General features: G+C 48.6%; 1 pseudogene. It reads left to right on the forward strand.

Annotated features, from left to right (window positions below):
* Positions 1 to 9 precede the first annotated feature (9 nt).
* Positions 10 to 16,689 (forward strand): annotated as a pseudogene (siiE, locus tag AAYN39_RS17035) (non-fimbrial adhesin SiiE).
* Positions 16,690 to 16,726: the final 37 nt, after the last annotated feature.

The following is a 16,726-nucleotide window of genomic DNA, read 5'->3' on the forward strand; positions in this document are numbered from 1 at the left end:
TATAATATTATGGGAAATAAAAGCATACAAAAGTTTTTTGCCGATCAAAATTCTGTAATTGATTTATCTTCTTTGGGTAATGCCAAAGGCGCAAAAGTTTCTCTTTCCGGGCCAGACATGAACATTACCACGCCGCATGGGTCAGTGATCATTGTCAATGGCGCTCTTTATTCAAGTATCAAAGGCAATAACCTCGCTGTTAAATTTAAAGATAAGACTATTACCGGCGCTAAAATTCTGGGCAGCGTAGATTTAAAAGATATTCAACTGGAGAGAATTGACAGCTCATTAGTTGATTCTGCTCAGGTAGAAAAGAAAGGTAATGGCAAACGACGAAATAAGAAGGAAGAAGAGGAATTAAAAAAGCAGCTTGACGAGGCTGAAAACGCAAAGAAAGAAGCTGATAAGGCGAAGGAAGAAGCAGAGAAAGCTAAGGAGGCAGCAGAAAAAACGCTCAATGAAGCGTTTGAAGTACAGAACTCGTCAAAGCAAATTGAAGAAATGCTGCAGAACTTTTTGGCTGACAATGTAGCAAAAGACAATCTGGCTCAGCAAAGCGATGCTTCCCAGCAAAATACACAGGCTAAAGCAACGCAGGCTTCTAAACAGAACGATGCTGAAAAAGTTCTTCCTCAACCTATTAATAAAAATACCAGTACTGGCAAAAGTAATAGCAGTAAAAATGAGGAAAATAAGCTCGATGCCGAGTCTGTTAAAGAGCCGCTTAAAGTCACATTAGCGCTTGCGGCCGAGAGTAACAGCGGTAGCAAAGATGATAGTATAACTAATTTTACCAAACCTCAGTTTGTAGGTAGCACTGCTCCCAATGCCACGGTTATTATTAAAATTAATGGTATTGCTGTCGGTCAGGCTGTAGCGGATAGTTTGGGTAACTTCACCTTCACAGCGCCTGAAACATTGACTGATGGAACATACAATCTGGAGGCAGAGGCCAAGACTGCTGATGGAAGCGGTAGCGCCAAACTTGTCATTACTATCGATTCCGTTACCGATAAGCCAACATTTGAACTTTCGCCTGAAAGTAGTGTGTCCGGTCATAAGGGCTTAACGCCGACCTTGACGCCTTCAATTGTTGGTACGGCGGAAGAGAATGCTAAGGTTGACATTTATGTAGATAATAAACTGGTTGCCAGCGTTGATGTCGATAAAGATGGAAACTGGAGTTATGAATTTAAAGATAATGAATTATCTGAGGGCGAAAATAGTATAAAAGTCGTTGCCGTGGATAAAGCAGGTAATAAAAACGAAACGACGGATAGTATCATAACCGACACCATTCCTCCGGAAAAGCCGACGATTGAGCTGGATGATAGTAGTGATTCCGGCATTAAAAATGACAACATTACAAATAGCACTCTGCCAACATTTATTGGTGTGGCGGAACCTGGTTCTACAGTCTCTATTTATCTTGGGCTTAAACATCTTGGTGAGGTCATTGTTGCTAAAGATGGGACATGGAGCTATACGCTTACTACGCCGCTCAAGGATGGCGAATACAATATAACAGCAACCGCTACTGATATTGCCGGGCATACCTCTGCGACGGCAAATCTGCCTTTTACTATTGATACCCGTATCAGCTATTTCAGCGCTGAGATTGAAACGACTGATGATAGCGGTATTGTTGGAGATAACGTTACTAACAATACTCGCCCAACCTTTACAGGTAAAACTGAGCCAAATGCTATTATCAGTGTCATAAATAGTGAGACTGGCGAAGAGGTTATTTTTAAAGCGAATGACAAGGGCGAATGGACGTTCAATTTCACTTCAGACTCAGTGGAAGGGGTTAACAATCTTACGTTCACTGTTGAAGATGTCGCTGGCAACAAAAAGGATTTTTCCTTTAGTTACGTTATCGATACTGTTGCCCCTGTACCTCCGACGGTTTCTTTGGAGGATTTTGTTGTTTTACCGAATGGTATAATTTTATCAGGGAATGATTTACCGGCTTTAGTCGGTACGGCAGAGCCAAAGTCTACCATCTTATTGATGCGAGATGGTAAATTATATGACAGCATTGAGGTTGACTCAAACGGGACCTGGAATTATCAGTTTAGTAATAAATTTCTTCAGGGCGCCTATGATATTGAAATCATTTCTCAGGATGCCGCCGGTAATAAATCCTCTACTGTTAAATATTCTTTTACTATTCAAACTGAAGTTGTACCTCCAAAAGCGGAACTCGATGCCAGTGATGATTCCGGTGCAAAAGGCGACTGGATTACCAATAAACATAATGCTCTGACATTACTGGGAACAGCGGATAGGTTTGCTACCATAAATATCCTTATCGATGGTAAAACGATAGGCGTGACGACTGCGGATGCAGACGGTAACTGGAATTTTGATATTTCCCGAAATCTGTCTGACAATGTTTATAAGATTACGGTTGAATCTATCGATCCTTTAGGAAGAACGTCATCTGTAGATTATCAGCTTACCATTGATAGCTTTACGCCGATCCCTACTGTTATGTTGCATGATAGCGCTGGCTCTGGCGTTAAAGGCGATATGATTACTAAAATTAATACGCCGTTGTTTACCGGGATGGCTGAAGCTAATGCTAAGGTTTCCATCTATGTTGACGGTGTGTTAAGTGGCGAGGCTATTGCTGGCGATGATGGTGTATGGAATTTTCAATTTACCACAGCGTTGTCCGATGGCTCGCATGACGTAACGGTAAAGGTAGAAGATATTGCCGGTAATACTGCCTCCTCATCAGCGTATAATTTCCAAATCGTAACGCAAACGCAAAAACCAACAATAGAGTTGGTCAACGATACGGGGGTTGATAATACAGACCATATTATTAATGAAAAGAATCCTGCACTGACAGGGACCGCTGCACCCTATTCAACGGTTAAACTCTATGTTGATGGCGCACTAATCGCTGAGGTCAGAACAAATAAAGATAGCAGATGGGAGTATACCCTGAAAGCCGATCAAGGTTTGGTTGATGGCGATCATAGAATAACCGCTTCAGTTGAAGATATCGCTGGCAACATTGCGCATTCGGATCCTTTCTTAATTAGCGTTGATACTGCTATTTCAATACCGATAGTTTCATTGAGCCCGGATTCAGATTCGGGAATCGCAGATGATAATTTAACGAATATCGTTAACCCTACCTTGCACCTAAAAGATATTGATCCGGACATTATCAGCGTTCAGGTATGGGATGCCGCGTCTGATACGCAGATCGGTGTTGCCACGCAACAACCTGATGGTTCATGGACCTATACCTTTACTTCAGATTTAACGGAAGGCTTGCATCAGGTTTATGTCAAGGTTGAGGACATTGCGGGTAATAAAGCGAACAGCGCGGTATTCGATTTTACTATCGATACCACAGTATCAACGCCGGTGATTTCCCTGCTTTCTAAGGATGATACGGGGGTGACAGGCGATAACCTGACCAATATCAATAAGCCAGGTTTTGCTATTTCCGGTGTTGATGCCGATGCGCATCGGGTCGTCGTACAGGTGATGCACAATGGCGTGAGCGAAGAGATCGAACTTTCCCACCTCAATGGTAGTTGGTTATTTACACCAGGGAATACGTGGGCGGATGGCAGCTACACGTTAACGGTGAAAGTAGAAGATAAGGCAGGAAATACCAGCTATTCAGCGCCGCTGACGGTCGTTATCGATACCCAAATCGCCATTGATGGGGTGGAACTGGTCAACGATAGCGGCGTGAAAGGCGACAATATGACCAACGACGACCGTCCCCACTTTCGTGTGACGGTACCTACGGATGTCAATGAAGTCCGTCTGAGCATTGACGGTGGTAATTCGTGGGTTCAGGCAACCCCGGGCGTGGCAGGAAGCTGGGAGTATATCTGGCCGACAGACCTGGCAGATGGTCAATACACGCTAACGGTGGAAGCGACTGATAAAGCAGGCAATACAGTGACGAAGACCATCGATTTCGCGGTGGATACCACGCTGTCAGTGCCGGTCATCGTACTGAATAGCGCGGACGATACCGGTGTCCAGGGCGATAACATGACGAATCGCACCCAGCCGACATTTGCCCTGCAGCATATTGATGATGATGCCGTTCGCGTTACGGTCAGCGTGGAGCATGGCGGCGTCACCACCACATTTGACGCCACGAAAGGCACAGGCGGATGGACCTTTACGCCGCCGACATCATGGGCGGATGGTGATTATACCCTGAGTGTGTCAGTCGAAGATAAAGCGGGGAACACCAGCCATTCTGCATCGCTGACGGTGACGGTGGACACGCAAATCGCCATTAATAACATTGAACTGGTCAATGACAGCGGTATTCCCAACGATAATCTGACTAATAATGTGCGTCCACACTTCCAGGTGACGGTACCGACGGATGTCAACGTGGTGCGCCTGAGCATTGACGGCGGCAAGACGTGGTTCAACGCGACCCAGAGCGCGACGCCGGGCGTCTGGGATTATATCTGGCCGGATGATGTGGCCGACGGAGGCTATACCCTGACGGTAGAAGCGACCGATGAGGCGGGAAATAAGGCAACACAGACGCTCGATTTCACCATCGATACCACTCTGTCTGTGCCGACCCTCTCGCTGGACAGCGCAGATGACAGCGGCATCGCGGGCGATAATATCACCAGTGTTAAAACGCCGGGCTTTACCCTCAACAATATTGATACCGATGTCAGCCGGGTGATAGTGGAGGTAATGCACAATGGCATTAAACAGGAGGTACCACTGGTTCAGACCGGCGGACAGTGGCGCTTTGCGCCGACCAGCGACTGGGCGGACGGCGGCTATATCCTGACGGTGAAGGTAGAAGACAGGGCCGGAAATGTGAAGCAGTCCGCGCCGTTGACGGTGACAGTGGACACGCATATCGCCATTGACCGTATTGAACTGGTTAACGACAGCAGTATCCCCGACGATAATCTGACCAATGAAGCGCGCCCGCACTTTCAGGTGACAGTACCGGCGGATGTTAACGGTGTAAGACTGAGCATTGATGGCGGCAAAACGTGGTTTGACGCCACGCAGAGCGCGACGTCGGGCGTCTGGGATTATACCTGGCTGACGAATGTGGCTAACGGCCCTCACACCCTGATGGTGGAAGCGACCGACAAGGCGGGAAACAAAACGACGCAGAAACTGGACTTCATCATCGATACCCTGCTGTCAGAACCGACTATTACCCTGGACAGTGCGGATGACAGCGCCGCTGGCGATAACATCACCAACGTTAAGATGCCAGGCTTTACCCTCGGTAATATCGACGCCGACGTGACCAAAGTGGTGGTGACGGTGGCGCATGATGGTAAGAACCAACAGATAGAGTTGATTAAGAACGGCGGTGTGTGGCGCTTTACGCCGGGCGCAGCCTGGACCGATGGCGACTATACGCTGACGGTAAAGGTAGAAGATAAGGCGGGTAATACAAATTATTCTGCGCCGCTGACGGTGACTATCGATACGCAAACGTCTATTGATCGCATTGGGCTTCTTAATGACACGGGTATTGTCGGGGATAACCTGACCAATGAAGCACGTCCACAGTTTCATATTACGGTACCGACGGACGTGAACTCTGTGCAACTGAGTCTTGATGGCGGCATCAACTGGGTTAACGCAACGCTGACGTCTGACGGCGTTTGGGAGTATATATGGCCGACAGATCTGGTCGAAAATACGTATACCCTGACAGTGAAAGCAACCGATGTTGCAGGCAACACGGCGACGGAAACGCTCAATTTTATCATTGATACCACATTGTCGACACCGACCATCACGCTGGATAGCGCAGATGATAGCGGCACCGCCAACGATAATAAGACTAACGTTAAAACGCCGGGTTTTATTATCGGCGGTATTGATTCTGACGTGACTCAGGTCGTCGTGCAGGTGATGCGCGATGGTCACAGCGAGGAGGTGGAGCTGACGCAGACTAACGGGCAGTGGCGTTTTGTACCCGGCAGCGCGTGGACTGATGGCGACTATACGCTGACGGTAACGGTGAAAGATGAGGCGGGTAATATTCGCCACTCAGCGCCGTTGACGGTCACCATCGATACGCAAATCACCATTGACCATATTGAACTGGTCAATGACAGCGGTATTCCCGACGATAATCTGACTAATAATGTGCGTCCGCACTTCCAGGTGACGGTACCGACGGATGTCAACGTGGTGCGCCTGAGCATTGACGGCGGCAAGACGTGGTTCAACGCGACCCAGAGCGCGACGCCGGGCGTCTGGGATTATACCTGGCTGGCTGATGTGGGAGAGGGTAAGCATACCCTGACAGTGGAGGCGACCGACAAGGCGGGAAACAAAACGACGCAGCAACTGGACTTCATCATCGATACCCTACTGTCAGAACCGACTATCGTGCTGGACAGCACGGACGACAGCGGAACAAAAGGCGATAACCTGACCAACGTAAATAAGCCGACGTTTTTACTGGGCAATATTGACGCAGACGCGCGGTATGTCACAGTTGAGGTACAGCATGGCGGCACGAAAGAGGTGCTGACGGCCACCAAAGACGCGACCGGCAACTGGAGCGTGACACCGATCGGCACATGGGCAGATGGCGACTATACGCTGACAGTGAGGGTGGAAGATGAGGCGGGGAACGAAAAACACTCAGCGTCGCTGACGGTCACTGTTGATACCCAAATCACCATTGATGTTATTGAACTGGTTAATGATAACGGTATTCCCGGCGACAATATGACTAACGACGCCCATCCGCAGTTCCGCGTGACGGTACCGGGGGATGTTAACGAAGTCAGTCTGAGCATTGACGGCGGTGTAACCTGGGTTAAAGCGATGCAAAGCGCGACGCCGGGCGTCTGGAATTATACCTGGCCAAAGACAGTGGCAGATGGTGACTACACGTTAACGGTGAAAGCGACTGATAACGCAGGCAATACGGTGACCAGGACGCTCGACTTCACTATTGATACTACGTTGTCGACGCCGGTTATCGTACTGGATAGCGCGGACGACAGTGGTGTCCATGGCGATAACATGACCAATCGCACCCAGCCGACATTTGCCCTGCAGCATATTGATGATGATGCCGTTCGCGTTACGGTCAGCGTAGAGCATGGCGGCGTCACCACCACATTTGACGCCACGAAAGACGCAGGCGGATGGACCTTTACGCCGACAGGGGCGTGGGCGGATGGTGATTATACCCTGAGTGTGTCAGTCGAAGATAAAGCGGGGAACACCAGCCATTCTGCATCGCTGACGGTGACGGTGGACACGCAAATCGCCATTAATAACATTGAACTGGTCAATGACAGCGGTATTCCCAACGATAATCTGACTAATAATGTGCGTCCACACTTCCAGGTGACGGTACCGACGGATGTCAACGTGGTGCGCCTGAGCATTGACGGCGGCAAGACGTGGTTCAACGCGACCCAGAGCGCGACGCCGGGTGTCTGGGATTATACCTGGCTGGCTGATGTGGGAGAGGGGAAGCATACCCTGACAGTGGAGGCGACCGACAAGGCGGGAAACAAAACGACGCAGCAACTGGACTTCATCATCGATACCCTACTGTCAGAACCGACTATCGTGCTGGACAACACGGACGACAGCGGAACAAAAGGCGATAACCTGACCAACGTAAATAAGCCGACGTTTTTACTGGGCAATATTGACGCAGACGCGCGGTATGTCACGGTTGAGGTGCAGCATGGCGGCACGAAAGAAGTGCTGACGGCCACCAAAGGCGCGACCGGCATCTGGAGCGTGACACCGACCGGCACATGGGCAGATGGCGACTATACGCTGACGGTGAGGGTGGAGGATGATGCGGGGAACGTAAAATACTCAGCGCCGCTGACGGTCACGGTTGATACCCAAATCACCATCGATGTTATTGAACTGGTTAATGATAACGGTATTCCCGGCGACAACCTGACCAATGACGTTCGTCCACACTTCCGCGTCACGGTGCCAGGGGATGTCAACGAGGTACGTCTGAGTATCGACGGCGGTAATACGTGGGTTCGTGCAACACAGGGCACGGCAGGGATCTGGGATTACACCTGGCCGAAAGATGTGACCGACGGGCTACATACCCTGACGGTAGAAGCGACCGATAAGGCGGGAAATAAGACGACGCAGACGCTCGATTTTACCATTGATACCCGGCTGTCAACGCCTACCATCGCTATGGACAGCAGGGACGATACAGGTGCCATTGGCGATCATATTACGAGCGTCAAAAGACCGGGCTTTACCATTGGCAATATTGACGCCGATGCGCACTCGGTCATTTTGCGGATCACACAGGGCGGCAATAGCCAGGAAGTGACACTAACCCAGGTTGGAGGACAGTGGCGCTTTACGCCAGATGCTGACTGGGCGGACGGTAGCTATACGCTGACGGTAGAGGTAACGGATAACGCAGGAAACGTTCGTCAGTCCACGCCGCTGGTGGTGACGGTGGACACGCAAACCAGCATTACTGATATTACATTGGTCAATGATCATGGCGTGCCTGATGACAATCTAACTAATAGCACCCGTCCGCAGTTTGAGATCACGGTGCCGGCGGATGTGAATTCTGTGCAACTGAGCATTGATGGGGGCGCAAACTGGGTGAGCGCGACGCAGGGTATCGAAGGCGTCTGGGGCTATACCTGGCCAACGGATATGGGCGATGGAAAACACACCCTAACCGTCATGGTCACCGACAGAGCGGGCAATACGGCGACGCAAACGCTTGAATTTTTCATCGACACCCGGTTGTCGACGCCGACCATTGCGCTGGATAGCACGGATGATACCGGTACGCCTGGCGATGATATGACCAATCGCACCCGGCCGACTTTTATTCTGCAGAATATCGATTCGGATGTTATCAACGTTACAGTCAGCGTCACGCATAATGGAACGACAACCTCGTTTACCGCGACACAGGGGGCTGGAGGATGGAGCTTTACACCGCCAGCGCCGTGGGGCGACGGTGATTATACGCTGACGGTGACAGTGGAGGATCGGGCGGGAAATACGCGTCCGTCTACGCCGCTGACGGTGACAGTGGATACGCAAATAGCCATTGATCATATTGAATTAGTCAACGATAGCGGCGTCCCTGGCGATAATGTGACAAAACATGTGCGTCCGCAGTTCCAGATCTCGGTACCGGATGATGTGGAAAAGGTTCTTCTGAGTATTGACGGCGGCACGACCTGGGTTACTGCAATCAAGAGTTCGACGGTTGGCATTTGGGATTACACCTGGCCGACGGATATGCCAGAGGGACAGCATACCCTGATCGTGGAAGTGACTGACGGTGCGGGTAATAAGATGACGGGGACGCTCGATTTCACTATCGACATCACGTTGTTGACGCCAACCATTGAGCTAGCGCCCGATCAGGATACCGGACAGAATAAGAACGATAATCTGACCAGCGTCACTCAGCCGGTATTTGTGTTGGGGAGTATCGATAAAGATGTTCGACACGTGGAATTGAGTATTGAGCATAACGGCACGTTTAAAACGGTGGTACTCACCGAATCAGCCGACGGCTGGCGCTATCGACCGGATTCTGCTTTGGCGGACGGTAGCTACACATTCACCGTGACGGTAACAGATGTGGCCGGTAATCAGCAAACATCCGCGCCTTTAAAGGTGACGATAGACGGTACGTTGACTACGCCGGTGATTGAGCTGGCGGCCGGCGAAGATAGCGGTACTGTTGGCGATCGCCTCACCAATCACGATCGGCCTGTGTTCGACATACGCCAGATTGATTCTGACGTTACGCGCGTGATGGTCAAAGTAACTTACAACGGTAAAACGCACGAGGAAGCGGCGGTATTCACCAATGGTTAATGGCGCTTTACGCCTTCTGCGAGCTGGGCTGATGGCTCATATCAGTTAGCCGTTGTGGTGGAAGATCTGGCGGGGAATGTAAAAGAATCTGCGCCGTTAGAGGTACGTATTGATACCACGACAACCATTAACAATATCGTATTGCTTAATGATACTGGCGTGCAGAATGATCAATTAACGAATGTTGCCAAACCGTCATTCAGAATTGACGTTCCCGGTGATGTCGTCCAGGTACGCGTAACCCTGGATGGTGGCGCTAACTGGAATGTGATACGCAAAAATGCCGACGGACAGTGGATTTTTGACAGCCCGAATACTCTGGTTGACGGCACATATACCCTTCGCGTAGAGGCCACGGATGAGGCAGGTAATATTGCAAATAAAGATTTAGTATTTAATATCGATACTAATATACAGGTTCCGACTATTGCTTTAGACGCAGGACAAGATACCGGAGCGAATACAGCCGATAATATTACTAATATTTCACGACCCACCTTTACGATTGGTAATGTTGACCCCGATGTTATCAAAGTCGTGGTGACGATTGATGGTCATGATTATAACGCGACTAAGGTTGGGGCTGGTTGGCAATTTACACCAGGCAATGCCATTCCGGATGGTTCTTATAATATTACCGTTACGGTTGAAGATAAGGCCGGAAATACCGCGACATCGAAACCATTACCTGTTGTGATAGATACGACGGCTGAAATTGAAAGCGTCACGTTGGTTACAGATAGCGGTGATAGCGATGTAGATAACATTACCAAAGTCGACAAGCCGCAGTTTAGTATTGTTACCGCTGATGATATTACCCATGTGCGCGTTAAAATCGATAACGCCGCTAATTGGATTGAACTCACAAAAGGAGGGGATGGTCGCTGGATATTTAATGTCGGTTCGGCATTACCTGATGGGCAACACACTCTCTTGGTTGATGTGACTGATATCGCCGGCAACGTTGCGCAAGAAACGCTGCAGTTTACGATTGATACGACTCTGCGAGAGCCGACAATTGTACTCGATCCCACCCATGATACTGGTGATGATACTAATGATAATCTTACCAGGATTAACAAACCGGTGTTTATTATCGGTAATGTCGATAATGATGTATCACACATTGTGGTTCATCTTGATGGTCGGGATTACACCATTGAAAACAAAGGGGGGAATTTAACCTTTACGCCGGATCAACCGCTGTCTGACGGTCAGCATACGATCTCTGTTACCGTAACGGATATTGCTGGTAATACCAAAACATCGGCCGAACTGCAGATTGAAATCGACACGCAGGTTCAGATTGACAGTGTTACGTTAACAACAGATAGCGGCGTCAACGATCACGATAATGTCACCAATGCTACCCGTCCCTCTTTTGAAATTGCAACGCCTGATGATGTGACATCGGTGCTGGTTTCTTTCGATGGCGTAAACTGGACGCCCATCAGTAAAAATGCGGCCGGGCAGTGGCAATTTACTGCAGGTAGCGCATTGTCTGATGGTCATTATACTCTCCATGTCCAGGCGACGGATCGGGCAGGGAATACGGCAAATTCCACGCTGGGCTTTACCGTGGATACGCAGATTGACGGCCTGAGCGTCGTGATGCTGGACGACGCCGGAAAGGATTCTACGGATGGTATTACGAATATTACCTCTCCACGTTTTGAAATTTCAGCCAGAGAACAGTTGCAGAGCGTGACGGTAATTTTAAACGGGAAATCCAGCACCCTGACTCAGGGGGCAGGTAATAAATGGCTGTTTACCCCTGATACACCGTTAGTGGATGGAACTTACAAAATAGAAATAGTGGCTGAAGATATCGCAGGTAATAAAATTAGCAAAGAGGTATCATTCACAATAGACACTATTGTTTCTGATCCCAGTATTGATTTGCTGGATGCGGATGATACTGGCGAAAGCGCTGTTGATAATATTACGAGTGTCACTACACCACGTTTCGTTATTGGCAATGTACCCGCCGATATTGATACTGTTGTAATCAGAATTAACGGCGTTTCTTATCCGGTTACGGCAAATGGCAATAACCTCTGGGAATTTCAGGTTCCCGTTGCGTTAAACGATGGCGTATATGAAGCCGTTGTTGTCTTCAGAGATATTGCCGGAAATACTTCTGAAACTAAGCTGCCCTTTACCATTGATACCACGACAAGCGTCAGTGTCAGAATGGAGCCAGCGTCTGATACCGGCAGCTCCAATAGCGATAACCTTACGAATAAGCAAAATCCCAAATTCGAAGGTACTGCAGAGCCCAATGCGAAACTGGTGATTACCATTGTTGACGATAAGTCAGGTCGGGAGGTTTTAAAACACACGATTACGGTTGGCGCCGATGGCAACTGGAGTGTGACGCCGAATATACTGCCGGATGGCATGTATACCATCAACGTCGTCGCAACAGATGTCGCGGGAAATACTGCGCAAACGCAGGAAAGATTCACTATCGATACGGTTACGATCGATCCCACCATTCGCCTTTCGGATCCATCTATTGATGATCAGTATGAGGCAACCAGCCTGCGTCCTGAGTTCAAAGGGCTCGCCGAAGCGTTCTCGACGATTATGATTCAGTGGGATGGGAAAGTGGTCGGCTCGGCAAACGCCAATGCGAATGGTGAATGGAGTTGGACGCCGCCATCAGTATTAGCGCCAGGCTCCTATGTTGTGAGCATTGTTGCCAAAGATAAAGCGGGTAATGAATCGTCGCAGGTCGACTTTCCTGTAGTAATACCTGTTATTGATGTCACGCCTCCAACCATAAAGCTCAGCGAGGAGAGCGATAGTGGTGCCTTAGGAGACTTTACGACGAATAATAAAACGCCGACCCTGATTGGGAGCACGTTACCTAATACAATTGTGAGTATTTATGTGGATGGCGTGAAGGTCGGCGAGGCGACAGCGGATACAGCGGGCCGATATACTTTCCAGTTATCGGAAATGAAAGATGGCCATTATGTCGTCCAGGTGGGTATCGTCAACCCTCGCGATAATAGCGAACTGCGTTCCACCGCCGTTGATGTCACTATCGATACCGAGGTTGCTGAACTGGTATGGAATATATCTGGAATGCATGAGGGCGGATATATCAACACGGTGACGCCGGAGATTGGCGGCACCAGTGAGCCAAACAGCAAAATCACTATCTTTGTGAATGGCGTTGAAAAAGCGATTGCTTATACGACAGGCGCAGGACACTGGGGCGTAGTATTACCCGCTTTGGGTAATGACGGTAATTATGAATTAACGTTTAAAGTTGAAGACGTTGCCGGCAATATCAGAGAGTTTGGTCCGCAGAATGTGATACTGGATACGGTAATTTCGCCGTTAACCGTGGTATTACGCGAAGCTGATGACAGTGGCAAAGTTGGCGACTGGATCACCAATAAATCTCATGTCACCATCGATGGTACTGCCGAAGCCGGAAGTACTTTGACCATCAGGAATCCGCAGGGAGTGGTTATTGCTACCCTGGTGGTAGGCAATGATGGTCGATGGAGCGCAGAATTAGATCTGCGTGAAGGTAGTAATGCCTTTGTCGTGGTATCGGAAGATAAAGCGGGCAACGGCCAACAAAAAGATATTCTGATAGAACATGATACGCAGATTGAAATCAGCGATATTTCATTAAGTCGGGATACTAATAGCGGTGATAAATATGATCTGATTACCAATAATAAGTCTCCGGTACTGGTTGCCATGACCGATCCCGGCGCGACGGTACAGGTTTATATTAATGGTGTGTTACAAGGCACAGTAGAGGCGAGTTCGTCAGGTAATATTAGCTATACCATGCCGGCAAATAGCGCCGACGGCGAGTATCAGGTGCAATTTGTTGCTACGGATACTGCTGGTAACCGGGTTGAATCTGCGATTACGACCGTGACAATCGATTCTCAAATTGCTGTCTTTGATATTGATGAAGATTCATTACCGGCCCTCTCTAATAACCGGGCGTTGTCAGTCTCAGGCGTCGGGGAGGCTGGTTCTCAGGTCAGCATCTTTGTCGATGGTAAATTAGTCAACGTTGTTATGGTTGAGGCTGATGGCTCATGGCGCGCGCCGATACTGCTGCAAGATGATGGTACGTTTAATATTCATTTCAGCATTACTGACGTTGCTGGCAACACTCAAGTAAGCAAGAATTACAGTGTGGATGTCGATTCATCAACCGACTTCCCAACGCTCAACCTTGAAGATGCGAGCAACTCTGGTTCACTTGACGATCTGATTACTAATCACAACAAGCCTGTGTTAGTTGGCACCGCAGAAGCGGGAGCCACAATCCATATTTATGTGGATGAAAAGATCGTGGCAAATGTGCTTGTGCTTGAAGATGGAACCTGGTCCTATCAGTTTGATAATGCGTTAAAAGATGGTGAATATTCTATCCGTGTGGTTGCCGAAGACCCGGCAGGTAATACGGCAGAATCGCCTCGCTTACTCGTCACGATAGATACCAGTACGTTTATCGATAATCCTGCTATGGTGGCAGGTTCTGATAACGGTATTTTCAGTAATGATAGTATAACGAGTCAGACCCGGCCTACGTTTAGTATTTTTGGAGAAATGAACCAGAGTGTTCAGATTTTCATTGATGGGGTGTTAGTCGATACGATCACGGTGACGGACAGAAATCAAGTTTATCGACCTGAGTCACCGTTGGGCGATGGTTCCCATAGCATTTATTATGTTATCACCGATAAAGCAGGCAACACGGCTACCTCGAAAACGCTAAACTTTACTATCGATACCTTTAATACGACGCCTGTCGCCATTGATTCTATCGGTGGACAAACGTTAGCAGAGATGACCGGTAGTGATGGCAAAATATATATAACGGACACGACGCGTAACTTATTGTTTAGTGGCAGTGCCGAGCCCAATAGCAAAATAGAAATCATTATTAATGGCTTAAATGTGGGGGAAGTTTGGGTTAATGAAAAAGGCCACTGGCAGATGCCGGTGAACCCGCTTTATTTCACAGAAGGCCAACTGGATATCACTGTTAAATCTACGGACCGTGCTGGTAACGTAAATCAGGAAAAGTATTCCATTTGGGTCGATACGCATATCCAGGTATTTACCAGCGAGCTTGATGACAATAAATCATCATCGAAAACGGACTGGTGGAGTAATAGCTCCACTATTACCATGAGAGGTATGGGGGAAATTGGCGCTACGGTATCATTAATCGTGGCAGGGGTCACGCTGGCAACCGCTGTCGTTGCGGCTAATGGGCAGTGGGAATTATCGACCGATCAGCTTCCGGAAGGGAAATACGATATCACTTTGAGTATTGAGGATAACGCAGGCAACCGTAAGGAAGAGGTACATGAAATATTTATTGATCGAACGCCGCCAAACGCTCCGGTCGTAACTTATTCAGACATTGTCAACGATCTAATTATTATGCAGGGAACGGCGGAAGCCAAATCTCAGCTAATAATAACCGATAGTAATGGGAATACTTATACGTTAACCGTTCCTGATAATGGTAAATGGAGTATGGCGATCCCGTATCCATCGGAAGGGAAGTTTACCATTACGAGTGTGGATGCGATTGGTAACCGGAGTGATGATGTCCCTCTCGATATCATGAAAGAGGTTCCCGTTATTTCATTATCTCCAGACTCAGACAGTGGTACGGTGGGCGATAATATTACGCGCGATAAGCAACCTACCTTTATTATCGGGAATCTGGAAAGCGATGTTGTGGTCGTTCAGGTCGATATCAATGGGACAGTATATAATGCTGAAAAAAATGCCGATGGCGTTTGGTTCTTTACGCCAGGTACACCGTTAGCTGATGGTTCCTATACGATATCGGTAATCGCAAGCGATGCCGCGGGTAATCAGAAAAACTCGTTACCCATTACCGTTACGATCGACAGTACGCTGACGGTGCCGGAGATTGCGTTGGCAGCAGGTGAAGACAATGGCGTTTCAGACAGCGATAACGTGACGAATCACACCCAGCCTAAGTTCACGCTGCAGCATATTGATGCTGATGTGACCGGGGTGACCGTAAACGTGACGCATAACGGCGTGACAGACACCTATCAGGCGACGCAAGGCGCGGATGGCTGGACCTTCACGCCGCCAGCCGCCTGGAATGATGGTACCTACACGCTGAGCGTGACGGTGGTGGATCGCGCGGGGAACTCACAGCAATCTGCTTCGCTAGCGGTGACGGTTGACTCAACGGTGACGGTAACAGCGGATAGCCAGCATGACGATGCGAGCGATGACGCCACGCCAACAGCGGTTACTCCACCGGAGTCTGAAACAGTGAATGCCGAAAGCGATACGCATCTTCGTACAGTGCCGTCTGCGGCGGAAGAAAGCGTGGTGAAGGAGACGGCCTATAGTATTACATTGTTAAACGCTAACTCTGGGGATGAAATAGATCGTTCAATTAGTCAGACACCTTCTTTTGAAATATCAGTACCTGAGAATATTGTTAATGTCAGTGTTATGTTTGAAGGAGAAGAGTTTACTCTGCCGATAACTAACCAGAAAGCAATATTCGAAGTTCCGCTATCTTTGGAAGATGGTGAATATACTATGGACGTGAAATTCATTGATAAGGACGATGATTTCCTGATTAAGGAAAAAACATTCTCAGTCGATCACTCCTCGGCGGATATTGTGAACGCAATGAATGCAAGAGGAAAGACCGAGGATGATATTAATGATTCCCCTTCCACGAGTTCTGTAGGGCACAACAATAACGGCGCTATTGATGTTTTCGCCGTTAATGAAGTTACGCTACCTGTAGATAATCAAGAAGAACACGCATAATAACGGAGGCCCCTCACCTTTGGGTGAGGGGGTTTAC

The organism is Salmonella sp. K21076 (genome assembly GCF_039650795.1).
Lineage (GTDB): Bacteria > Pseudomonadota > Gammaproteobacteria > Enterobacterales > Enterobacteriaceae > Salmonella > Salmonella enterica.